Source organism: Candidatus Spongiisocius sp. (genome assembly GCF_965221825.1).
Taxonomy (GTDB): Bacteria; Actinomycetota; Acidimicrobiia; order Spongiisociales; family Spongiisociaceae; genus Spongiisocius.
Genome location: NZ_OZ244917.1, coordinates 1,965,318 through 1,987,833, shown reverse-complemented (window position 1 = coordinate 1,987,833; position 22,516 = coordinate 1,965,318). Strand labels below are relative to the sequence as shown.

The window sequence follows — 22,516 nt, the reverse complement described above, 5'->3', positions numbered from 1 at the left end:
GTCAAGTACATGTGAACGGACATAACATCAGACATCGAAGCCTCCGGGCATCGCGAACAGGTGCTTCATCAGCGGTGCCTCAAACCTCTTGGAATATTTTGCCCCATCCAACCATACATCTTCGCGAAGTGCCTGCTAGCGTTTTTTGGACCCATCTGCCTCCGACCAAACGATCGGATTACCGGCTGTGTTGCTCATGTCCTGGGCCTATGGACGAGAGGTCCGTTGGAAGTCCACGGGCCAGTCGGCACACGGAGCTTGATGGAGAACCCGGAAGAGTCTTATCGGGGAGACTAAAAGGAAACGTAGGTTTGGCCCAGAGGCGAAGGAAAGGAAGTCGCCGCAAAACAAGACGATTCCACATGAATTCGAGGATAAAGGAGTGGAGCATGAAAACCAAACTACGATATCTGTTCGTCTTTGTCCTCATATTTTCACTAGCCCTTGTCGGCTGCCAGTCGGCTGATGAGGAGCCAGCACCGGAGCCAGCACCGGCTGAGGAAGTTGAGGAGACCGCTCCGGCCGAAGAGGCAGCGGAGCCTGTCACGCTTCGCTTCATGTTCCCTGAAGGCGCTGGTCGCGGACCCGGCTTCGAGTCCGCAATCGCTGCCTACCAGGAGATGAATCCCCACGTTACGATCGAGATGGAATCAGTTCCGTTCAGAGAATATGGCGGTCTGTTGCCCGTCCAGTTCGCCGGCGATAGCCCGGCGGACGTCGCCTTGGTCGATAGCTCTGCGGTGATCTCCTACGCATACAACGGAGCTATCGTTCCTCTGGATGACATCTTTGGACAAGCCGATGTGGACGACTTCCTCCCTAGCCTCGTCGCTCAATCAACGTACGAGGGCCAGATGTATGGCGCACCGTTCTTCATATCGACGCAGGGTGTGTTCTACAACACGGATATGTTCTCGGCAGCTGGCATCGACCCTCCGACCTCCGTGGAGGAAGCCTGGACGTGGCCGGAGTTTGTGGAGAATGTCTCCCAGGTAGCGGAGAGCGCGGAGAGCGATGCGGGTGATGTCTGGGGGCTGGTGTTCCTGTCGAACCCGCCAGGTAGCATCTCATGGTCGTTGCCGGTAATCCGCAGCAATGGCGAACCGGACTCGAACACGTTCATGGCCCTCTCGGCTGACGGTACAGAAGTATCGGGGTACTTGGACACTCCTGAGGCCATGGAGGCCTATCAATTCTGGCAGGATCTGTATGTGGAACATGGTCTCGCTCCTCAAGGCGACGTGCCGGACGCCTTCGGTAACGGACAAGCCGCAACGATGATCTCGTTCTCGGCATGGGGCAGCGTGCTGAATAACGTGTTCCCGGACCTGAATTGGGACATCATGCCGATTCCGTATCTCGAAACGCACATTGTCCACGCCAGCCACTTCATGCCTACGGTCGCGGCCAAGAGCGACCATCAGGAAGAGGCAAAGGCCTTCGTGCAGTTCCTTTCGAGCATCGACGGCTTCATGGCTTACTACGATGTAACGAGTGACATGCCTGCACGCGTTTCATTACTGAACGAACTCGAAGAGTTCCAGGTACGCCCGCTTAGTATCTTCAAAGATGAGCTGCTCACGGTCGCTTACGCAGCACCGGGTGGTCCTGGCGGCGCGATTTACGGCGAGATTGTCGGCTCCTTGATGCTGGACATCGCACAGGGTGCGGACATCGAGGCAGCGGTTGAGGCAGCTGTAACTGAGCTCGATGCCCAGTTGACCCAATTCAAGTAGTCTCGGTCCAGGTAGGCGCTGCACCAGATTGCCGCTCTCGATTCGATCGGGGAGCGGCAATCTGGTCAATCCAAGCCGCGTGATCCCCGTTCAGGGGTGGGACAGGCCTCGGATGCTCCAAGGACCCGAAATATGGACATAAAGAGACCTAGTGCGCACGCGATCGAACACTACCGTTCCGCACTGCTCCTGGGCTTGCCGGCTCTCATCGGCCTTGCCGTCTTCTGGTATTGGCCGACGATTCAGGCGGTGTTTCTAGGCTTCCAGGATTACAACCTAATGTCCGGCAGTTCAGCATGGACTGGTCTTGACAACTATCAAACTGCGGCAACCGACCCGTTGCTCAGGCTTACTTTCATAAACACAGTTATTTACTTTCTGATGGAGGTGCCAGTACAAATGGCGCTTGCCCTTGCCCTCGCGCTGCTCGTGCGGCGTGGTCCGGCTTGGCTCCGCACCATCATACTGGTGCCAACTGTTACTTCAATGGTTGTCGTGAGTGTGATATGGGGGTTGATGTATCACCCGAACAGCGGGTTGATCAATAGCCTGCTGGGGGGTGTCGGATTGCCGCCCCAGCCGTTCCTCACCAGCACTCAGCAGGCCATGCCCTCGATTGCGCTGCTCATGATCTGGAAGAACGTCGGCTTCAGCATGCTGTTCTTCCTGGCCGGCTTGGTGAGTATCCCGGGAAACTATTATGAAGCAGCTGCCACGGACGGGGCGAACAGCTGGCAGCTATTTCGTCATATAACCCTTCCGCTGCTGCGTGGCACTGTCGTATTCTTGCTTATCACGAACACAGTTACTGCCTTCAAGGTGTTTACGCCCATATTCCTGATCACCGAAGGGGGGCCGATCAATGCCACTCGGGTCGTTGTGCTCTACATCTTTGAGAATGCCTTCCGCTTCAACAAGATGGGGTATGCGGCAGCAATATCCGTTCTGCTCGCCCTGTTCCTGCTGGTCATAAGCGTCTACTCACTCCGCGTATCGAGGGCGAAGTGAGCAACGTAGTGACTCGAGCCTGCCAAGCGTCATGTACTCGAGAATAGTCGGGCGGCGATCTCTTCGCGTTTCGGGCCCGCGCCGAGGCGTGTGGTCCGTGATCCGGCTGCCATTGGTGATCGGAGTTGCTTTCTTCTTTGTCTTTCCTTACCTTTGGTTGGCGGGCTCATCCTTCAGGCCCCGGGAGGAGATCTTTCGTTACGTCAGTCCAGTCTCGTGGCGTACCTTCATTCCGTTAGAACCGACGCTCGACAACTTTCGGCATTTGTTTCTTGAGCTCAACTTTGGTCGGGCACTTGCTAACAGTTTGTTTATTGCAGTCGTCACCGTGACCATCACTTTGTTCATCTGTAGCATGGTCGCCTTCGCTCTTGCCCGAATTAACTTCCCCGGGCGCGAAATCGTGTTCACATTGATCCTCGCCACGATATTGATTCCGTTCGAGACGATCATGGTCTCGGTGTTCTTAACGGTTCAGCGCTTGGGATTGTTCGACAGCTATCCAGCGCTTTTCTTGCCATGGGTTGCGGATGCGTTCATCATCTTCTTGCTCAGGCAGCATTTTCGAGAGATCTCCGATGAGCTTCAGGACGCTGCGATCGTAGATGGTTGCTCACTGTTCCGGGTCTACTGGAACGTGATGCTGCCGAACATACGCCCCGCGCTCGTCAGCGCCGCCTTTGTTAAATTCGTGTTCTCCTGGGATGCTTTCCTGTGGCCGCTCATCGTCACCCGGGATCCGGACCTGACCGTGATCCAGTTGGCGATCTCTCGCCTCTTCACGGACCAGAATGTCTTATGGGAACTCATCTTTGCAGGTGCGTTCATCGGGACCGTGCCGCTTATTGCGCTGTTCCTCTTCCTGCAGCGCTACTACGTCGAAGGGGTGGTTACCAGCGGATTCAAGTGATGTAGGCACAGGCTCGCCCGTCATGACGATGTGGTGGGGAGTTACAAGCGACGAGCGTACAGAGGATGGACATTGTCGAGCACAACGTACCGAAGGGCAGAGTCATGCTTCTGATCACCGGCGTGACGGCGGTGACGGTCGATACACATCGGCGCATCATCACCGACGCCGCGATCGCAGTCGAGGGCGACCGCATCGCCGATATCGGCAAGGCCCCCGATCTGGCCCTTCGCCACCCCGATGCGAACCGGCTCGACGGCCATGGCATGCTGGCACTGCCGGGGCTGATCGATGCCCACACCCACTCGGATCAGGCGCTCCTGCGGGGCGCCGCCGACGACCTGCCCTGGCGACCCTTTCTCCAGGAGGTCATCTGGCCGCTGCTGAGCCATCGCACCCAGGAGGATGCCCGGATCAGCCTAAAGCTGTGCATGCTGGAGATGATCAAGGCCGGCACGACCTGCTTTGTCGACTCGATCGTGCCGAGCCACTATGACTTCGACGGACTGGCGCAGGCGGTGGTGGACATGGGGATGCGCGCCGTGCTGGCGAAGTATGTGCTGCCGGACGCCTTGTTCGGGCGCGAGCGCAGCCCTGTGGACACAGGCGGGTTCAGCGGGGAGGACGAGTCCCTGGCCGACGCCGAGCGGGGGATCGGCGCCTGGCACGGTGCGGCCGGTGGCCGGCTGCAGGTCTGGCTCGGGCCCTTGGTGCCGCGCGACGAGCCGCCGGCGAGCGCCTCGCCTGCTTTCTACCGCAGGATCTCCCGGCTGGCCGCGAAACACGGGACAGGGATAACGGTTCACTTCGCCGGTACCATCGATGATCCTCCCTTCTTCCGGCGGGAATTCGGCATGCTGCCGGCCGAGTTCGCCCGTAGCTACGACCTTCTGGGGCCCAACGTCCTGCTCATCAACGGCACCTGGTTCTCCGAGGAGGAGATCCCGATCCTCGCCGAAACCGACACCCGGCTGGTCCACAGCGCCTCGGCCAATATGAAGATGGGAGAGGGTTTCGCCAAGGTGCCGCAGATGCGGAGCGCCGGAGTTACGGTGGCGCTGGGCTGTGATGCCGGAGCCAACAACAACTGCCATGACATGATCCGCGAGATGAAGGCGGCCTCGCTGCTGCACAACGTGGCGATGATGGACCCTACGACGCTGACGGCCGAGGACGCACTGGAGATGGCGACGATCGACGGGGCGCGTGCCGTAGGGCGCGAAGACCAGCTGGGGTCGCTGGAGGTAGGGAAGCAGGCGGACGTGATCCTGGTCGACCTGCACCGGCCGCACACGATGCCGATCCATGATCCGATCGCCAACCTCGTGTATTCGGCGCACGGAGGCAACGTGGACACAGTGATCGTGGCGGGGCAGGTGTTGATGCGGGGCCGGCAGGTGCTCGTGGCCGACGAGGAGGCGATCCTGGAGGAGGCCCAGGAGCGGGGTCCGGCGCTGCTGAAGAGGGCGGGGATCAAGGTGGCCCCGGCATGGCCCGTGGAGTGAGGAGGATCACATGGGAGACTATTTGACGGAACGCTTCCTGCGGTTGCCGGACGGTTCGCTGCCGCACATGGGTGTCAAAGGCGGCGGGGACGTTGCTCCGTATGTCCTGCTCTCGGGCGACCCCGGTCGCGTCGAGAAGATCAGGACCTGGCTGGACGAGGCGGAGGCGGTCGGCAAGGAACGCGGCTATATCGCCTACACCGGTTCATATCGGGGCACGCCGGTGACGCTGGCATCCACCGGCGTCGGCGCCCCTTCCGTAGCAATCGCGGTCGAGGAGCTGGCGCTGGCCGGGGGGAGAGTCTTCATCCGGGTCGGTAGCTGTGCGAGCATCGCGGAGAACATTCCGATAGGTGATGTGGTCATCGGCACGGCCGGCGTTCGAGATGAGGGCGTGAGCCATACCTACGCGCCCCCCATATATCCCGCGATCGCCGATCCCGACGTGGTCGCCGCCCTCCGGGCCGCCGCCGAGGCGGAGGGCACGCCCTACCACCTGGGGCTGGTGCGAAGTACCGATTCGTTCTATGAAGGCGAGCGCAAGGTCGAGATCATCGACCAGTGGCGGGCGCTACGCGTGCTCGTCTTCGAAATGGAGAGCTCGGCGCTCTTCACCGTGGCCATGGCCCGCGGCGTGCGCAGCGGCTCCATTCTCGTACCCGGGTCCAACCTGGTGACGGGCCAGAAAAGCACCTACCAGGGCCAGCAATTGGAGGAGTACACCGCGGGGATCGACGCGGCGATCGCTACCGCACTGGGGGCCGTCGAGCGCCTGCATGCCGCTTCCGGTCAGAGATGAAGACCGCTCCCTCGATCCTGATCCGGAACGGGTTGCTCGTCACGATGAACGCCGACCGCCAAGTCCTGGACGGGAGCGTCTACATCGAGGACGGGCGGATTGTCGAGATCCCTTCCGCCCGGACGACGGCCGACGCGGTGATCGACGCGACCGACTGCCTGGTAGTACCCGGGTTCGTCCAGACCCACGTTCATCTGTGCCAGACCCTCTTTCGCGGGATGGCGGATGACATGGACGTGATCGATTGGCTTCGCCTGCGGATCTGGCCGCTCGAGCAGGCCCATGATGGGCAATCCGTATACGACTCTGCCCGCCTGGGCATTGCCGAGATGATCCGCGGCGGAACGACATGCGCGCTCACGATGGAAACCGTCCGCCATACCGAAGAGGCCTTCCGGGCTGTGCTCGAGACCGGCTTCCGGGCGATCAGCGGCAAGGCGATGATGGACCGCTGGGAGCCGGGAACCGAGATGGTCGGGGAGGAGACCGGGGCCTCGCTCGAGGCGAGCCTCGCACTTGTTAGGGAGTTTCATGGCGAGGGCGACGGCCGGCTACGAGTTGCGTTCTGCCCCCGCGGCTCGCGCAATTGCACGGAGGGCCTATGGGCGGACATCGTCGCGCTGGCCGACGAGCACGACACGCTCATTCACACCCATGCGGCCGAAAACGAAGCCCAGACCGAGCGTCTTGCGGTCGATAGCGCGACCGACATCGAGTATCTACATGGCCTGGGCGCTACGGGGCCGCGACTGGTCGCCGCGCACTGCATCTGGGTGACCGATCGCGAGATCGAGATCCTGGCCGAGAGCGGGACCAGGGTGGCCCATTGTCCTTCGTGCAACACGAAACTCGCCTCCGGACTCGCCCCGGTGCCGGAATTCCTCGAGCAAGGCGTCGTTGTCGGCCTCGGCGCGGATGGCGCCCCCTGCAACAACAACCTGGACATGTTCCAGGAGATGCGTCTCGCATCGTTCATTCACAAGCCCCGGAGGGGCCCTCGCAGTATGCCTGCGATGTCCGTGCTGGAGATGGCCACCGTCGGGGGAGCGCGGGCGCTCGGCCTGGAAGACGAGCTTGGCTCGCTCGAACCCGGAAAGCGGGCCGATGTCGTCGTGATCCGCCGCGACGGGCTTCACGCCCAACCGCAAGCCGGTGTCGACCCGATCGCGCAGATCGTCTACGAGCACAGGGCGTCGGATGTCGATAGCGTGGTCATCGACGGAAGGGTCCTGGTCCGAGGGGGGGAGTTCACGGAACTCGATCCCATGGAGATCAGCGCCCGTGCGAACGATTCTGCCGAGCGTGTTCTGGCGCGGGCCGAGTTAGTGAATGGATGACGCGCCGCACATAGAAGTTTCGTAGCCGGCCACGAGAAGGAATCTGGAGGCCGATATGGCTTCAAAACGAGGAACTCCCTGGCTGCTCAGCGAGATCGGGTTCGCGCCGGGACCACCCCGCTACCTGGCGCCTGAAGGGGCAAGAACGTTTGCGGTTGTGCTGGGTTCGGGAGGAGTGACGCCAAACCCACACCGGCACGGTCCTAGCGGTGCGGTCATCGTCAATGACACGACCTACTTGATAGACGCGGGCGAGGGGATCTGGCGCGGCCTCGCCCGGGCTGCGATGTCTCATCCTGAGCAGATCGCCGAACACCTTGCCCCGTACAGGCTCACCAGCCTCTTCCTGACCCACCTGCATTCCGACCACACGATCGGACTACCGGCTGTGTGGCTCATGCCCTGGGCCTATGGGCGGGAGGTTCCGCTGGAGGTCTACGGGCCGGTCGGCACCCGGAGCTTGATAGAGCATCTGGAACAGGCTTATCAGGGAGACTTGCACGAACGCAGGTTCGGCCCGGGGGCGACCGAGAGGGAGATCGACGCACACAAGATCATTACCCATGAGATCAAGGGTTCGGGCATGGTCTATGAGGATGGAAATGTGAAGATCGAGGCATTTCACCATGAACACGGCAGTTTTGAGCAGAACTTCGCCTATCGCTTCACATCCCGGGATCGAGTGATTGCCTGGGCGGGAGATGGCCGGGTGGAGGGTCAGCTCGACAGGGCAGCCCGGGACGCAGACCTGTTCTTCTGCGAGCTCTCTACCGAAGACATGATTGCTAACGCCAACTGGGGCGGAGCGACTGTCGAAGAGAAGGCGAGAACGATCTGGTCCTATCACATCCGGCCTAAGGAGCTGGCCGCTTTCGCAACCGAGATGAACGTCAAGCAGCTCGTGACGATGCATGAGCGAAACTACACGGACCCGTACGAGCCCGACGCGTTGATGGCGGAATTCAAGCGCCACTATTCGGGCGCCGTACATTCGGCGCGTGACGGCGATGTGTTCTAGGTCGACTTTGAGTCCTGCCGGCTAGGGAGCCGGCAGCTCCGCAGCTCGCGGCCGGACCGCTAGCGTAGGCGGCCTGAAGCCTCCCGCAAGCGAGGCGATTCTCCTACGGGGACTGATAATGCCCGATGTCTTCATTGCCGACGCCTGCCGGACCCCGATGGGTCGATTGGGTGGGCAGTTGGCCGGAGTCCGGCCGGACGATCTGGCCGCTCATGTGATCCGCTCCCTTCTGGAACGCAACCCGGGTCTCTCGCCCGGGGCGGTCGGGGACGTGGTGTGGGGCGCGGCCAACCAGGCCGGGGAGGACAACCGGAACGTGGGCCGGATGGCCGCGCTGCTGGGTGGCCTGGGAATCGAGACGCCCGGCCATACCGTGAACAGGCTGTGCGGTTCGGGCCTGCAGGCGGTGATCACCGCCGCCCATTCGCTCATGGCTGGATGGGGAGAGGTGATGGTGGCCGGGGGCTCGGAGTCGATGAGCCGGGCGCCTTTCGTCGTGACCAAGCCGGAGCGGGCCTACGGGGTGGGGGCGCCGCAGATGGTCGACACCGTGCTGGGATGGCGCCTGGTCAACCGCCGGATGCAGGCGGAATACCCGCCGATCAGCCTGGGGGAGACGGCGGAGAAGGTGGCCTCGGCCTACGGCGTAGCCCGCCGCGATCAGGACCGGTTCGCCCTAAATAGCCACCGGAAGGCGGTGGCGGCGCAGGGGTCGGGCCGTTTCGACGCCGAGATCGTCGCCATCGAGGCGCCTGCCGGGCCGAGGAGGCGCACCAAGGCGCTGATCAGTCGTGACGAAGGCCCGAGACCCGATACCTCCATGGAGGCCCTGGCCAGGCTCCGGCCCGTCTTCGTGGAGGGAGGCACGGTCACCGCCGGCAATTCCTCCCCGATGAACGACGGGGCGGCGGGCCTGATCCTCGCCACCTCCGCCGGTCTGGAGCGGAGCGGGCTCACTCCGATGGCCCGCCTGTTGTCATCGGCGGCGGCCGGGGTCCATCCGGACGTGATGGGGATCGGCCCGGTTCCGGCCACCCGCCTGGCGCTGGAACGAGCCGGCCTCAAGGTGTCCGACCTCGACCTGGTGGAGATGAACGAGGCCTTCGCCGCCCAGGCCGTGGCCTGCCGCAACGAGCTGGGCCTGGACCCGGAGACGCTCAACGTCAACGGCGGGGCCATAGCCCTGGGCCATCCGCTCGGGTGCTCGGGGGCGCGCATCCTCACCACCTTGGTGCACGAACTGTCCCGCCGCCGGGGACGCTACGGCCTGGCCACCATGTGCATCGGCGTCGGCCAGGGAATCGCGCTCGTAGTCGAGCGGGTCTAGAGGCCTGGATCGGGGAAAGAACGCGAAAATCGCGACAACCACGCCCCGCTCGCCGGGCCCTCCCCCGCCGCCACCACCTTGGTCCGAGACGCGGCCCGCTATGCCCGACGGGGCGGCCTCGAACGATTTTGATCCCTCGCACGGCCCGGTCGACGTCTAAGCCGCTGGTAATTACGGTATCCGGCAATGTATAGCGGGGGTGTGACAGATTCAACCCCCTTGTCGCCGGACGACGGTCCGGGCCGGGAGTCAGGATCGATCCGGGGTCGGTCGATGCGCCGTCCACCTGGTCACGAGCCGGGCTCGCCAACGATTCAGGACACCGGTCCTCAGCCGTTGCGGGTGTCCCGCCAGTCAAGCCAGTCCCGGACCGCCGACAGGTCGTAGCGAGGTCCGTCGATCACCAGCGTCATCAGGGTGGCCCCGGCCGCAAGTAGCCCGTCAGCCCGGTCGATTTCCTCCACTTCGATGACTTCGATCGAACGCTCCACCTCGGCCGGGTCACGTCCCGCATCCCGGCACCATTCGTCCAGGATCCGATTCTTGCGGGCCAGCGTCTCGGCGCCGCCGAACCCGTGCCAGATGTCGGCGTACCGGCCGGCCAGCCGCATCGTCTGCTTCTCTCCCATACCCCCGATCAGGATCGGAATGTCCCGCACCGGGGGAGGGATGAGCCGGCCGAGGCGCTTGGTGATGCGGTACAGACCGGACTCGAAGTCACGGAGCCGTGCTCCGGCGGTTCCGAACGGGTACTCGTACTCGGCGTAGTCCTTCTCGTACCACCCGGCGCCGAGACCCAGGATGAGCCGACCCTCGCTGATGTGGTCCACGGTGCGGGCCATGTCGGCCAGCAGGTGGGCATTGCGGTAGGAGTAGCAGGAGACCAGAGGGCCGATCTCGACCCGCTCGGTCACCTCGGCGAACGAGGCCAGCATGGTCCAGCATTCGAAGTGGTTGCCGCCCGGATCCCCGTACAGCGGGAAGAAGTGGTCCCAGTTGAGCACCACATCCACGCCCATCTCCTCGGCCCGGACGGCGGCCGCACGTATGTCCCGGTATTCGCCGTGCTGGGGACGAAGCTGCACGCCGATCCTGATGGGGTAGCTCATGGTCTCCTCCCGGTCTCTACGGGGATGGAACCCCGGTCGGGCGCTCGCCGAACTCGGGGTCCTCGGTGCGGGTCCGCTTCAGCTCCCAGAAGCCCGGCACGGTGGTGACCGCCACCAAGCCGTCCCAGAGCCGCAGCGAATCCTCACGGCTCGGCGCCCGGGTGATCACCGGACCGAACATCCCCACCCGCTCGCCTCGTGCGTCCTCCATGGCGATGATCGGCGTGCCCACGTCATCGCCCACCAGCGCGAGCCCGGCGTCCATGCGGCGGCGGATCTCCCTGTCCCAAGAGCGGTCGCCGAAGGCCCGGGCGTGGCCGGAGTCGATCCCGATGGCCTCCAGCACCTCGGCGACATCGAAATCGAACAGGTTCCGATCGTGATGGATGTGGGTGCCGAACGCCCAGTAGGCACGGAACACGCCCTCGTTGCCCAACTCCGTCCTCACCGACTCCATCACCCGCAGCATGCCGTGGGTGCGGGAGGTGGTCCGGTGCCGATCTGAGCCCGGCTCCGGAGCGTTCTTGAACATCAGGCTGATGGGCTCCCACTCCACCCGCACGTCCCTGTCCGGCGCAACCTCGTCGACGACCCACCGGGCCGTCACCCAGCACCACGGTCAGAGCGGGTCTACCCAGAACGAAATATCCATCCCTGCTTCCTTTCCCATATCGATCCTGACGGTAGCGGGCCCGAGCTACGGATAACTCGACCCGCATCGAACCGTCTCAGTCCGGGAGGGCCCCGGCCAACGCTCCCGTCTCGCGCCCCCTCATCTTCACCAATGCGGAGAGGCGCTCCAGTTTTTGCTCCACTGCCTTGGCGGCATGGGGGAGAGGATTCTCGGCCAGGAAGGCCGTCACCTCGGCCGCCACCTCGGGATCGGACAGAGCGGGGAGGCCGTCCGCCATGCGAGCCTGGGTCATGGGCGGGGCGATCTCGAGAATGCCGTCCCAGCGATCCCGAAGCTTCGCCCAGGCATAGGGGCCGGTCACCCGGTTGGCCAGCATACGGGCCAGAACCCAGCTGGTGTCCTGGTTGCGGACGGTGCGGTCCACGATGAGCTCGAAGGTGCGATCCACCGCATCCTCGGCATCGAATGCCGCCAGCGCCCGCAGGTGCTTGAGGGACTCCTGGGGGTTGCGGACGGTGCGATACCGGTCGAGGAACCGCTCGTATGTCTCGGTATCCCCGTGTGCGGCGCAGACCGAGATGACCGCCCCGGCCACCTCGGGATCCACCGAGGCGGGTTCGGCCACCCGCTGCTCGTAGGTGCTCCGGGCCCGCTCCACGACGTGGGGGAGGTTGGCCAGCCGGCCCAGCGAGTCGATCACCCGACCGCGGAGGCGGCGAACCAGGTCGGTCTCCCCGGCGGCGGGCACCCATCCCAGCTGATCAGCCAGGGGGGCGAGGAGGCCTGCCACCCACCGTTCGTAGCGAGGCCGGATCTCGGCGGTGACCAGATGGTGCCCGATGGCGGAGATGGCGCCCAGCAAGGCTCCCCAGACCGCCTGCTCCTGCTCGTCGCTGAAGGCGGAGGCAAGGCTCACGAAACCGGACACCCCGGATCGGCCCGCCTCGACGAAGGTCCAGGCATCGTCCACCAGCACGAACCGCTCCACCGCATCCAGCAGGTGGAGCCGGTCCACCAGCGTCTCCAGCAACGGCTCCTCGTATCGCGACCTATAGAACCCGTGCCCGCCCGCGTTGGCGACCACCCAGTCCACCGGTCCGCCCAGCGGGACCGTGATCCGCGACCCCTCCACCAGCACGCTGGTCTCGAACGGGTCTCCGCCTGCCATCCCTCGTAGCCGGACCGGGACCTTCCAGGTTCTGGTATCGGCCGGATCGGGAATCAGCAGGAACCGGCCCTGCTCCAGGGAGACGCCGCCCTCCTCGACGCGGACGGTCAGCTGCGGGTAGCCGCCTTGGAGAATCCAGGTGTCCATGATCTCGCCCACCGGGCGGCCCGTGGAACCATCCAGGCTCTCCCACAGGTCACTCGTCTCGGTGTTGCCGTAGGCGTGCCGGCGCAGGTAGCTCTCAACACCTGCCCGGAACGGTTCCTCGCCCGCGTACTGCTCCATCATCCGGAGCACGGCCGAGCCCTTGCCGTAGGTGATGCCGTCGAACATCCCCTCCGCCTGCGCGGGAGAACGCACCTCGAACTCCACCGGCCTCGTGCCGGCCAGCTCGTCGGTCTTGAACGCCCAGGGTCGCTCAGCCGCGGCGAACTCCAGCCAGCGCTTCCACTCGGGGCGGAAGGCGTCTACGGCCTTCATCTCCATGAAGGTGGCGAAGGCCTCGTTCAGCCAGATGCCGTTCCACCACTTCATCGTGACCAGATCGCCGAACCACATGTGCGCCAGCTCGTGCCCGATCACGTCCAGGATCCGCATCTTCTCGGCCGAAGTGGCGATCTCGTCGTCCACCAGGAGCACCGATTCCCGGTAGGTGATGCATCCGAGGTTCTCCATGGCGCCGAATGCGAAGTCGGGGATCGCCACCATGTCGACCTTGTCGCCGGGGTAGGGGATGCCGTAGTAGTCGGCCAGGTAGTCGAGGCAGAAGCGGCTGCACTCCAGCGCGTATCCGGTCAGATGCATCTTTCCCTTGGGCGCGACTATGCGGAGCGGCACCCCGTCCACGTCGATCGGCGCGGTCGCCTCGAAGGGGCCCACCACGAAGGCCACCAGATAGGTGGACATCACGATGGTGTCGGCGAAGGTGATCGCCACTCGGCCGTCCCCGAGAGGCGCCCGCTCGATCTCGGCGCCGTTCGACACCGCCATCAGATCCTCGGGGACCACCAGGGTGACCCCGTAGGAGGCCTTGAAGTCGGGCTCGTCCCAGCACGGGAAGGCGCGGCGGGCGTCGGTGGCCTCGAACTGGGTGGTGGCGATGACCTGCTCGTTACCGTCCTCGTCCTCGAACGTGGACCGGTAGAAGCCCCGGAGCTGGTCGTTCAGGATCCCCGTGAACCTGCAGCGGAACTCCCATCGGCCGGTCGCCAGGGGCTCGGAGACCCGCAGGATGGCCCGCTGCCGTTCCTCGTCATAGCCGACCTCGGCATCGACGCTCTCATCTCCACGGACGAATCGGGCCCGGTCGATCTGTAACTCGGCGGCGTTGAGCACCACGCGGTCGGTGGCCTCGACCACGTCCAGGGTCACCACCTCCGACCCGCTGAAGGTGGCCGCATCGAGGTCGGGTTCCATTCGCAATCGGTAGTGGCGGGGGACCACTCGGCGGGGCAACCGGTAGGGATGGTCGGTCATCGTGACTCCAAGGCTCGGGAATCGTGGAGGGAGATGTCCGAACGGGATACGATCCGATGCATGTACCAACTCGGCATCGCCGCCATGTTAAGCCGCATCGGGATCGTGCCCGGCGGCTCGGCCGCCCGGCTCTCCGGTGGTCAGAGGTGAAGGGAGGCGACCCGCTTGTTCTCGAGCCGATCCTCGTGCCCAAGCCGTGGGGCGGGCATCGCCTGGAGAGGCTCGGCAAGCCCCTGCCGGATGACCGACCCGCCGGAACCACCTACGGAGAGTGCTGGGAGGTGGCCGACCTTCCCGGCGAGGCCCTGCCGGCATCCGCCAGGGGCCGGACGCTCGTGGCGAGTGGTCCCCATCGCGGCAAGAGCCTCCGGCAGCTCATCGCCGAGAGGGGGTCCGGGCTGCTGGGCTCCGCGTCACCCACCCCGGCCGGTGACTTCCCCCTCCTGTTCAAGCTGCTCGACACCGCCGAACACCTCTCGATCCAGGTCCATCCCGACGAGGCGTACGCCGGGCGGCGACGTGACTGGGCACCCAAGGCGGAGTCCTGGTACGTGCTCGACGCCGAACCCGGCGCCGCCATCTTCAAGGGCTTCCGTCCCGGCGTCACCATGAAGGACGTCCGGGCCGCAGCCGGGACTCCCTATCTCTCCGGGCTCCTGCAGCGATTCCCCGTGCGGCCGGGGGACTTCCATCATCTCCCGGCCGGTACGGTGCACGCCCTCGGCGCCGACGTCACCGTGGCCGAGGTCCAGACCCCGTCGGACACCACCTTCCGCCTCTACGACTGGACGGAGGAATACCGGCGCCCCGGGCGTCCACTCCATGTCGAGGACGGCCTCGGGGCGCTGGTCGCCGAGGATCGGCCGGCCTTCTCGCTCCCACCGATGGACAGCCACGGAAGCCGCCCGCTGGTGTCCACCCCCTATTACTGGATACGCGAGCATCGTCTCACCTCAGGGGACAGTCCGGCGCTGGCCCGGGAAACGGAGCTGCGGATCCTGATGGTCACTCGTGGCTGCGCCGAAGTGGACACCGGCGACGGCACGCCACTGCAACTCGGACCGGGGTCGACAGTTCTGGTCCCGGCCGCGCTCGCTGCGTCAGCCCGCGTGACGGCTAGAGCACCCACCACCATCCTTGAAACCGGACTGGTGTAGCCGACTTCTGGGAGCCCGCTTCCCACGCGTGCAGCAGGCTGCCATGGAAACCACCTTCCGGTACCCGGCTGAGACCTAGCCGGCCATGCCGGGAGGCTCCTAGGTTGCGGCGCCTCCGGGGCGGGTCCAGTCGGTGTGGAAGAACTCGCCGCGGGGGCGGTCGACGCGTTCGTAGGTGTGGGCGCCGAAGTAGTCGCGCTGGGCCTGGATGAGGTTGGCCGGGAGGCGCCCGGATCGGTAGGCGTCGTAGAAGGCCAGCGCTGAGGAGTAGGCCGGCACGGGGATTCCGGCTCCGACTGCCGCGGTCACGACCCTGCGCCATCCTGAGTCTGCCTTGCGGAGCGCATCCGTGAAGAAGCCGTCCAGGAGGAGGCTGGGCAGATCGGGCCGCCGGGCGAACGCGGTGGTGATGTCGTCCAGGAACGCGGCCCGAATGATGCACCCCTCCCGCCACAGCTGGGCGATCCGTCCGTAGTCGAGGTCCCAGCCGTACTCGCCGCCCGCCGCGCCGAGCAGCATGAAGCCCTGGGCGTACGAGACGATCTTCGAGGCGTACAGAGCGTCGTGGATGGCGTCGACGAAATCGTCACCCCAGACCTGGCCTGACACGCGCGACCCGTCCACGGCCGATCCGAGGATGCCGGCCGCCTCGATCCGCTGATCGAGGAGAGCCGACACCACCCGGGCATAGACCGCCTCGGCCACCAGGGTCATCGGGTAGCCGAGGTCGAGCGAGGAGATGACCGTCCACTTCCCGGTCCCCTTCTGCCCGGCGGCGTCCAGGATGACCTCCAGGGTCGGGTCGCCTCGTTCGTCCGTGTGGCCGAGGATGTCTGCGGTGATGTCTATCAGGTACGAGTCGAGCAGACCGTCACCCCACCGGCGGAACACGGCAGCCATGTCCGCATGGGACATGCCGAGCCCCACCTTCATCAGGTGGTAGGCCTCCGCGATCACCTGCATGTCGCCGTATTCGATGCCGTTGTGCACCATCTTGGTGTAGTGGCCCGCACCGTCGGGGCCCACCCAGTCGCAGCACGGCGTCCCGTCCGCCACCTTGGCGGCGATGTCCTGCAGGATGCCTTTGACGTGGGGCCAGGCGTCCGGATCTCCGCCGGGCATGATCGACGGGCCGTGGCGGGCGCCTTCCTCCCCCCCGGAGATACCGGCTCCGATGAACCGCAGGCCCCTCTCTTTGAGTTCCATGGTCCGCCGGATCGAGTCCTCGAAATACGAGTTTCCTCCGTCGATGATGATGTCGCCCTCGTCCAGGAGGGGAACCAGCTGGTTGACGATGGCGTCAACGGGGCCGCCCGCCTTGACCATCAGCATCACCCGGCGGGGTCTGGCGAGGCGCCCCACGAACTCCTCCAGGGTCTCGGTGCCGATCACGGCGGCGCCGGCGGCGGGGCCGTTGACGAACTCGGTCGTTCGCCGGGTAGTCCGGTTGTAGACGGCCACGGTGTACCCGTGGTCGGCCATGTTGAGCACCAGGTTCTGGCCCATGACGGCCAGCCCGATCAGTCCGATGTCAGCAGTTCTCACCTGTCCCCTCGGTCAGCAGGCCCGAATCTAACGGGATGTTCCTTGTTCGCCCGATCCGATGCCGGGGGAGAGCGGGTTCAGGTCTCCATCGACCAGGTAGCGGACCAGCACGAAGGCCACGCCCGTCCCGCCCAGCTGCATGATGATGAAGCCGGGGGCGGAGGCGGGAGCGATCCCGGCGAAGGTGTCGGAGAACATCCGGGCGATGGTGACCGCCGGGTTGGCGAAGCTGGTCGAGGAGGTGAAGAAGTAGGCGCCGCCGATGTACGTGCCCACCGCCGGCGCCACGAAGCCGGCTCCGGCGCCGCCCGGGCGTGCGACCAGGAAGATCACCATCAGCAGCCCCAGTGTGGCGATGACCTCGCCCAGGAGCTGCCCGGCGCCGCCCCGAGATGTCTGCGACCACGTTATGGCATCGAGCTCGAACATGATGTTGGCGAGGATGGCGCCGAGGATGCCGCCGAACACCTGAGCCCCTACGTAGGTGGCCGCCTCCTTTGTCGAACGCTTGCCCATCAGCGTGTCCATCAGGGTCACGCACGGGTTGAAATGGGCCCCGGAGATGGGGCCGAACGACCAGATCAGCATCGCCAGAGCGAAGGCGGTCACCACCGCCGCCTCCAACAGCTGGAGTCCCGGGTCCGAGGGACTCAGGCGCTGGGCCGCGATGCCCCCGCCCACCACTGCCATCAGCAGGAAGGCCGTACCCACGCCCTCGGCCAGCAGACGTCTGCTCAGGGTGGGGGTTGCCGTGTCCATGGGGGCAATGTAGATGCCTCGACCCTCCTCGTTGGCCATTGCCGACCCCCTTGGACAGATCTTCTCCATGATTTCGCCGCTCGTTCAAGCTCCGGCCGTAGAGTCATCCCATGGCGGCGAGTGCCGGGGCGATTCCCGAGGTCCTTTTCGTGTGCGTCCACAACGCTGGACGCTCGCAGATGGCGGCGGCTTTCCTCCGCCACCTGGCCGGCGACCGGGTGGTGGTGAGGAGCGCCGGCTCGATGCCCGCGGATCGGGTGAATCCGGCGGTGGTCGAGGTCATGGCGGAGCGGGGGATCGAACTGGGGGACGTTACTCCCACGAAGCTGTCCGCCGACCATGTAGCCGCCTCCGACGTGGTGGTCACGATGGGGTGCGGTGACGCCTGCCCCGCCATGCCCGGCAAGCGCTACCTGGACTGGGAGCTGGCCGATCCGGCCGGTAGCGGGACCGCCGAGATCCGACCGGTCCGGGACGAAATCGAGCACCTGGTCCGGGGCCTGCTCGCCGAACTCGACATCGCCGTCCCGTAGGAGCGTGCCGGAAACTTCCGGATGGCCGGATCGGTGACCGGGAACTCCCTGGCTGCGTGCCGGGGGCCAACCTTTCCTCGCCGATTACGGCATACTCCTGGTAGATGGGTACTCACCTCGGCATCGACATCGGCGGGAGCGGCATCAAGGGCGCTCCGATCGACGTGGCGTCCGGCGCGCTCGCCGCGAATCGGCTCCGTATCTCCACTCCGCAGCCTGCCCTGGCCGATCCGGTGGCCGCAACCGTCTGCGAGATCGTGGACTCCTTTCCCGGCGTGACCGGACGGGTCGGGTGTGCCTTCCCGGGCATCGTCATCTCGAACCGGATCTACTCGGCCGCCAACCTCGACAAGAGCTGGATCGGGGTCGATGCCGGGTCGCGGTTCACGGAGGCCTGCGGGCGGCCGGTGGCGATGATCAACGACGCTGACGCGGCGGGCCTGGCCGAGGCCCGGTTCGGAGCGGCGGCCGGTCGTCCGGGGGTGGTCCTGGTGCTCACGCTCGGAACGGGCATCGGCTCGGCCCTGCTACACGACGGCCGGCTGGTCCCCAACACCGAACTGGGTCATCTCGAGCTGGGCGGGGAGGTGGCGGAGAGACATGCCTCCAACCGGGCGCGCAAGACCCAGCGGCTCTCGTTCAAGGAGTGGGCGGAGCGGCTCAACCAGTACCTGGCCCACCTCGACCGGATCCTGTCACCCGAACTGGTGGTGATCGGCGGTGGGATCTCGAAGCGCTTCGACAAGTTCGGTCCCCGCCTGCGCTCCAGGGCGGAGGTGGTACCCGCCGTGCTGCGCAACAACGCCGGGATCGTCGGTGCGGCGCTGTGGGCCGCCGGGTCCGGGGCTACTCAGCCGACAGCGGCGAACCGCCGGTAACGCCCGGCCCGATCCGGAGGTAGCCGGACGCTGACCAGGGTGCCCTCCGCCCGATGGTCCTCCGTCAGGACTTCCGCCTCCCGGCGGAGTTCCCCCAGCACCGATCCCTCCGTGTAGGGGATCACCAGATCGATCTCCAGGAAGCCGCGAGCCAGCACGCCGGCGATCCGATCCAGCAACTCATCGAGCCCGGCGCCCTCCGTAGCCGAGACGAGCACCGCGTCCGGATACAGCAACTCGAAGCTAGAGATGCTCGCTCTGTCGGCGGAGTCGGCCTTGTTGAGCACCAGGAGCTCGGGGATGTGGCCGGCGCCGATCGAGTCGAGGACCTCCCTCACCGCCGATACCTGATCGGGCGCATCGGGCTCGGAGGCATCCACCACATGCAGCAGCAGGTCGGCCCGTACCGTCTCCTGGAGGGTGGAGCGGAAGGCTTCGACCAGCTGGTGGGGAAGCCGGCGGACGAACCCCACCGTGTCGGACAGCAGCAACTGGCGCCCGTTGGAGAGCTCGAGGCGGCGGGTGGTCGAGTCGAGGGTGGAGAACAGGCGGTCCCGGGCCAGCACCCCGGCGCCGGTGAGGGCGTTCAGCAGCGTGGACTTGCCGGCGTTGGTGTATCCGACCAGCGATACCGAAGGGATGGCCGAGCCGCTGCGCGTCTTGCTCTGCGCCTCCCTCACCTTCTGAAGCTCCTTCAGGCGTTTGTCCACATGGCTGATCCGCTGCATGATCCGCCGGCGGTCGGTTTCCAGCTTGGTCTCGCCGGGTCCCCTCGTGCCGATGCCTCCGCCGAGCCGGCTCAGCTCGGTGCCCTTACCGCGAAGCCGGGGCAGGTGATAGCGAAGGAGTGCCGATTCCACTTGGAGCATGCCCTCCCGGCTGGTTGCGTGCTGGGCGAATATGTCCAGGATCACGGCCACCCGATCGACCACGTCACACTCGAACAGCTGCTGGAGGTTGCGCTGCTGTCCCGGCGCCAGGTCGTTGTCGAACACCACTACGTCCACGTCCAGGTCCTGAGCATCTCTGGCCAGGTCGGCGGCCTGGCCCGGACCGATCAGGGTGGCGGCGTGCGGGGAGCGCCGCCGGACCGGCACGGTCGCCACCGGGGTGGATCCCGCCGTATCCGTCAGGAGGACAAGCTCCTCGAGCGACCGATCGACGTCGCCGATACCGGCCCCGTCGAAGTCGACGCTGATGAGGTAGGCCTTCTGGCGGGCCACCTCCAGGTTGGTAACGGTGGCGGTGAGGCGTCGTCCCCGGCGGCCTTCGGTGATCATGCCCGCCTCCTACCGGGAAGACGGCCGGCCGGCAGGATCACAGATAGGAGTCCTTGCCGGTCGGCGGGTCGTCCTGCTCCTCGGCGATGATCTGGGAGTTCCTGACGGCCACGGCCAGCCGGTTGTTCTCTGGCCACAGGAAACGCCAGGCCCCAGTCGGCACTGCCCAGAACCGGCGTCCGGTGTGGATGTCCACCAGGGCCAAGGCGTCGCTGGTGGACTCGGTTCCCGGCGGAACCAGCAGGCCGGATCGGGTGGTCGACTGCTCCATCAGGTGACCGACCCGCCATCCCGGCATGATCCGGTAACCGTTTGGATCGTGGTTGTCGTTTCTCGCAGCAGCCATACTCTCGTTTCCCGGTCGCATGAGCGTAGCCGGGTCCACGGAAAACCGATCCGCGCCGGTCCGCGGACGTCCCTTCGGAGGTGGGCGGGGGTTCGGCGGCAGGATGGCCACGAGTATGCTCCGCGATGGAGGCGAACGAGCGCCTGGTGGGCTCCCTGGTCTTCAAAACCAGTGGGGGTACGAGAGTGCCCCGGCGGGTTCGATTCCCGTCCGCCTCCGCCACGAACCGGGCCAAACCTGGCCGGTGACTTGTAACTGCCGGCTCGCGGGCCACCACCGCGGCGCCCGTTCTGAACACCCGGACCCTTCCCGGCCTCTGGTCGGGGCGTCGGCGGTCGCCAACCGCCATCCCACCTGTCACATGTTGCCTCTCCGGTTCCTGAGCATCGGGGACTTCGGGGCGATCACGGTCCATGTTCCTGGACGGGGCCGCCTCGCCATCGGTTCAAGGCGCTGGTTGGCGTCCCCAGAGCGCTACCGTTGGAACATGGATGGTGGAAGTTCGCCGGGGCCACCTGTTCTGCGGGTGAGCGGCCTGGTCGACCGTCCCCGGGGCTACGACCTGGAGACCCTGCACGAAATGGGAAGTCCGGATGAGGGCGCCGCGGGCGCGGTGGTGGCATTGCGCCCGTTGATCGAGGCGGCCCGGCCCCGAACCGCTGCCACCCATGTCACGGCCCTCAGTGCCGACGGCGCGTATTCGGCCTCCATTCCGCTGACCGATGCGATGGCGCTCGGCGAGGTCCACGCCGACCCTGCTGATAGGGAGTCCATCCTGCGGCTCCGGGTCCCGGGCGGCATGACCCTGTGCTGGAACGTCAAGGACCTCGGCCTGCTGCGGGTGACCGCCGGGCCCGAACCCGACAGCCTCCCCGAGATCCTGACCCACTGATGGCCACGGAGGGAGGGCTGGCGTTCGCCCGCCTGTTCGCGAAGCGCCGCGATGAGTTGGATGTCTCCGTGCTTGACATCGCCACCCGAACCGGCCGCCCGATCGAGGTGGTGGTCGGCTGGGAACAGGGCTCCGCCGTACCTGACGATGAAGAACTTGTGGACCTATCCGCCGCGCTGAAGCTGCCGATGCCGCTACTGGAGGAAGCCTTGCGGCGGGTCCACAAGCACCGGATGCTGGCACCGCCGCCCGAGCCCGACGCCGGGCTGGACGAGGACACCCTGTACGACGTCGAGATCGTCGAACTGGAGGGGGAGGCGCTGGCCGATTCACCGACGCAACCCGGGACCGTACCCCCCGAGTCTTCCGAGTGGTCATCGTTGAAGCTGATCTCGAGAGCCAGGCAATCGGTCGGGCGTCGGCGCGCCATGGCGCGGGCGCCGGTCGCCAATCCCTCCTACCTGGAGGACAGCGAGGAGACGATGACCTACCGGCTCCGGATGATCTTCGCCGCCGCCGGGGTCGCCGTCGTGGCCTTGGTCCTGCGCTGGGCCCTGGGAGGTCTGGGATCCGCTCTGGCCGATCTCTGGAGTGCCTTGACGGACGCTCTCTGACTCCGGCCGGCCCGGTCGCGGCGGTCGTTTGCTATTCCGGAGGCACTGCAAGAGCAGGAGTCATCCTCCGGCCCCTGCCAAGTATTTCGCGTTCTCGCCGAAGGGGGTTGAAAATGTCCCACCCTTGCTATACGTTGTCTACTGCCAAGCACCTACACCGGCCGAAGAGGAAGCCCGATCGGAGCGGCCGGGTCCAGGGGAACATACAAGACTTCATGGAGCGACGGCCGATCCCCGGCATCCAGCCGGGCATGGCCGACCACGCTCCAACAGGATGGGTGGCGGCGGGGGAGGGGGCCCGGTGCGGAGCGCCGGTTTTCGCGGCTTGACGAACTTTGGGCAGAGGGCACCGCCTATGACGCTCTGTTCCTGAGGTTCTCCGCACCGCCAGTGACGCTCTGTTCCTGAGGTTCTCCGCACCGCCAGTGACGCTCTGGCCTGAGGTTCTCCGCACCGCTGGTGGTGTCCTGTTCCTCAGGTTGGGC

20 protein-coding genes and 1 tRNA gene are annotated in these 22,516 nt (G+C 65.6%); 14 read left to right on the top strand and 7 right to left on the bottom strand.

Translation table 11 applies throughout. From position 1 onward, the window contains the following. Window positions 1-389 precede the first annotated feature (389 nt). From ACOQPD_RS09325 to ACOQPD_RS09290, 8 genes are all read left to right on the top strand, one after another. Complete coding sequence (locus ACOQPD_RS09325) at window positions 390-1,736, top strand: ABC transporter substrate-binding protein (RefSeq protein ID WP_420611681.1); 1,347 nt, start codon at window positions 390-392, stop codon at window positions 1,734-1,736. Window positions 1,737-1,868: 132 nt separating this feature from the next. Continuing rightward, entirely contained in the window at window positions 1,869-2,744 is an 876-nt protein-coding gene (locus ACOQPD_RS09320) for a carbohydrate ABC transporter permease (RefSeq protein ID WP_420611680.1), read from the top strand. A 97-nt stretch (window positions 2,745-2,841) separates the two neighbouring features. Next, window positions 2,842-3,654: a carbohydrate ABC transporter permease gene (locus ACOQPD_RS09315; protein WP_420611679.1), complete on the top strand. Its 813-nt coding sequence runs from the start codon at window positions 2,842-2,844 to the stop codon at window positions 3,652-3,654. 65 nt (window positions 3,655-3,719) lie between these two features. After that, a complete protein-coding gene (locus ACOQPD_RS09310; RefSeq protein WP_420611678.1) occupies window positions 3,720-5,159 on the top strand; it encodes an amidohydrolase in 1,440 nt (479 codons plus the stop codon). Between the two features lie 10 nt (window positions 5,160-5,169). Then, window positions 5,170-5,958, top strand: a complete 789-nt coding sequence (locus ACOQPD_RS09305; RefSeq protein ID WP_420611676.1) for a nucleoside phosphorylase — start codon at window positions 5,170-5,172, stop codon at window positions 5,956-5,958. Then, entirely contained in the window at window positions 5,955-7,295 is a 1,341-nt protein-coding gene (locus ACOQPD_RS09300; protein WP_420611675.1) for a 5'-deoxyadenosine deaminase, read from the top strand. Before ACOQPD_RS09305 ends, ACOQPD_RS09300 begins: the two co-directional genes overlap by 4 nt. Before the next feature lie 157 nt (window positions 7,296-7,452). Further along, entirely contained in the window at window positions 7,453-8,313 is an 861-nt protein-coding gene (locus ACOQPD_RS09295; protein WP_420611674.1) for an MBL fold metallo-hydrolase, read from the top strand. Window positions 8,314-8,431: 118 nt separating this feature from the next. Then, a complete protein-coding gene (locus ACOQPD_RS09290) occupies window positions 8,432-9,640 on the top strand; it encodes a thiolase family protein (protein WP_420611673.1) in 1,209 nt (402 codons plus the stop codon). A 329-nt stretch (window positions 9,641-9,969) separates the two neighbouring features. Here the strand turns inward: ACOQPD_RS09290 and ACOQPD_RS09285 are convergent, their stop codons facing one another. From ACOQPD_RS09285 to ACOQPD_RS09275, 3 genes are all read right to left on the bottom strand, one after another. Continuing rightward, window positions 9,970-10,749, bottom strand: coding sequence for an LLM class F420-dependent oxidoreductase (locus ACOQPD_RS09285; RefSeq protein ID WP_420611672.1), 780 nt, complete (start codon window positions 10,747-10,749; stop codon window positions 9,970-9,972). 16 nt (window positions 10,750-10,765) lie between these two features. Further along, window positions 10,766-11,356: a disulfide bond formation protein DsbA gene (locus ACOQPD_RS09280; RefSeq protein ID WP_420611671.1), complete on the bottom strand. Its 591-nt coding sequence runs from the start codon at window positions 11,354-11,356 to the stop codon at window positions 10,766-10,768. 121 nt (window positions 11,357-11,477) lie between these two features. Next, window positions 11,478-14,027, bottom strand: a complete 2,550-nt coding sequence (locus ACOQPD_RS09275; RefSeq protein WP_420611670.1) for a M1 family aminopeptidase — start codon at window positions 14,025-14,027, stop codon at window positions 11,478-11,480. A 146-nt stretch (window positions 14,028-14,173) separates the two neighbouring features. Here ACOQPD_RS09275 and ACOQPD_RS09270 point away from each other — a divergent pair, with 146 nt between their 5' ends. Then, entirely contained in the window at window positions 14,174-15,184 is a 1,011-nt protein-coding gene (locus ACOQPD_RS09270; protein WP_420611669.1) for a type I phosphomannose isomerase catalytic subunit, read from the top strand. A 99-nt stretch (window positions 15,185-15,283) separates the two neighbouring features. On the opposite strand, the gene gnd is transcribed toward ACOQPD_RS09270, so the two are convergent. Together gnd and ACOQPD_RS09260 are read right to left on the bottom strand one after the other, a co-directional pair. Then, window positions 15,284-16,729, bottom strand: coding sequence for a decarboxylating NADP(+)-dependent phosphogluconate dehydrogenase (gnd, locus tag ACOQPD_RS09265; protein WP_420611668.1), 1,446 nt, complete (start codon window positions 16,727-16,729; stop codon window positions 15,284-15,286). A gap of 27 nt (window positions 16,730-16,756) precedes the next feature. After that, window positions 16,757-17,527, bottom strand: a complete 771-nt coding sequence (locus ACOQPD_RS09260; protein WP_420611667.1) for an aquaporin — start codon at window positions 17,525-17,527, stop codon at window positions 16,757-16,759. 71 nt (window positions 17,528-17,598) lie between these two features. Here ACOQPD_RS09260 and ACOQPD_RS09255 point away from each other — a divergent pair, with 71 nt between their 5' ends. Beyond that, complete coding sequence (locus ACOQPD_RS09255; RefSeq protein ID WP_420611666.1) at window positions 17,599-18,021, top strand: arsenate reductase ArsC; 423 nt, start codon at window positions 17,599-17,601, stop codon at window positions 18,019-18,021. A 104-nt stretch (window positions 18,022-18,125) separates the two neighbouring features. Then, window positions 18,126-18,899, top strand: coding sequence for a polyphosphate--glucose phosphotransferase (gene ppgK, locus ACOQPD_RS09250; protein ID WP_420611665.1), 774 nt, complete (start codon window positions 18,126-18,128; stop codon window positions 18,897-18,899). Here ppgK and hflX read toward each other — a convergent pair. Then, complete coding sequence (gene hflX / locus ACOQPD_RS09245; protein WP_420611664.1) at window positions 18,872-20,179, bottom strand: GTPase HflX; 1,308 nt, start codon at window positions 20,177-20,179, stop codon at window positions 18,872-18,874. The genes ppgK and hflX overlap by 28 nt on opposite strands. Before the next feature lie 37 nt (window positions 20,180-20,216). After that, a complete protein-coding gene (locus ACOQPD_RS09240) occupies window positions 20,217-20,525 on the bottom strand; it encodes a hypothetical protein (protein ID WP_420611663.1) in 309 nt (102 codons plus the stop codon). A 127-nt stretch (window positions 20,526-20,652) separates the two neighbouring features. Between ACOQPD_RS09240 and ACOQPD_RS09235 the strand changes: the two genes are divergently transcribed. The 3 genes from ACOQPD_RS09235 to ACOQPD_RS09225 all read left to right on the top strand — a co-directional run bounded on the left by ACOQPD_RS09235 (window position 20,653) and on the right by ACOQPD_RS09225 (window position 22,031). Continuing rightward, window positions 20,653-20,747, top strand: a tRNA-Sec gene (locus tag ACOQPD_RS09235). A gap of 304 nt (window positions 20,748-21,051) precedes the next feature. Next, window positions 21,052-21,417, top strand: a complete 366-nt coding sequence (locus ACOQPD_RS09230) for a hypothetical protein (protein WP_420611662.1) — start codon at window positions 21,052-21,054, stop codon at window positions 21,415-21,417. Then, complete coding sequence (locus ACOQPD_RS09225) at window positions 21,417-22,031, top strand: hypothetical protein (RefSeq protein WP_420611661.1); 615 nt, start codon at window positions 21,417-21,419, stop codon at window positions 22,029-22,031. Before ACOQPD_RS09230 ends, ACOQPD_RS09225 begins: the two co-directional genes overlap by 1 nt. Window positions 22,032-22,516 lie beyond the last annotated feature (485 nt).

Coding starts and splice junctions, on each gene's coding strand:
- ACOQPD_RS09260 (WP_420611667.1), bottom strand. CDS start 17,527: ATGGCCAACGAGGAGGGTCGAGGCATCTACATTGCCCCCATGGACACG.
- ppgK (WP_420611665.1), top strand. CDS start 18,126: ATGGGTACTCACCTCGGCATCGACATCGGCGGGAGCGGCATCAAGGGC.
- ACOQPD_RS09290 (WP_420611673.1), top strand. CDS start 8,432: ATGCCCGATGTCTTCATTGCCGACGCCTGCCGGACCCCGATGGGTCGA.
- ACOQPD_RS09310 (WP_420611678.1), top strand. CDS start 3,720: ATGGACATTGTCGAGCACAACGTACCGAAGGGCAGAGTCATGCTTCTG.
- ACOQPD_RS09225 (WP_420611661.1), top strand. CDS start 21,417: ATGGCCACGGAGGGAGGGCTGGCGTTCGCCCGCCTGTTCGCGAAGCGC.
- ACOQPD_RS09300 (WP_420611675.1), top strand. CDS start 5,955: ATGAAGACCGCTCCCTCGATCCTGATCCGGAACGGGTTGCTCGTCACG.
- ACOQPD_RS09255 (WP_420611666.1), top strand. CDS start 17,599: ATGGCGGCGAGTGCCGGGGCGATTCCCGAGGTCCTTTTCGTGTGCGTC.
- ACOQPD_RS09275 (WP_420611670.1), bottom strand. CDS start 14,027: ATGACCGACCATCCCTACCGGTTGCCCCGCCGAGTGGTCCCCCGCCAC.
- ACOQPD_RS09325 (WP_420611681.1), top strand. CDS start 390: ATGAAAACCAAACTACGATATCTGTTCGTCTTTGTCCTCATATTTTCA.
- ACOQPD_RS09320 (WP_420611680.1), top strand. CDS start 1,869: ATGGACATAAAGAGACCTAGTGCGCACGCGATCGAACACTACCGTTCC.
- hflX (WP_420611664.1), bottom strand. CDS start 20,179: ATGATCACCGAAGGCCGCCGGGGACGACGCCTCACCGCCACCGTTACC.
- ACOQPD_RS09285 (WP_420611672.1), bottom strand. CDS start 10,749: ATGAGCTACCCCATCAGGATCGGCGTGCAGCTTCGTCCCCAGCACGGC.
- ACOQPD_RS09240 (WP_420611663.1), bottom strand. CDS start 20,525: ATGGCTGCTGCGAGAAACGACAACCACGATCCAAACGGTTACCGGATC.
- ACOQPD_RS09305 (WP_420611676.1), top strand. CDS start 5,170: ATGGGAGACTATTTGACGGAACGCTTCCTGCGGTTGCCGGACGGTTCG.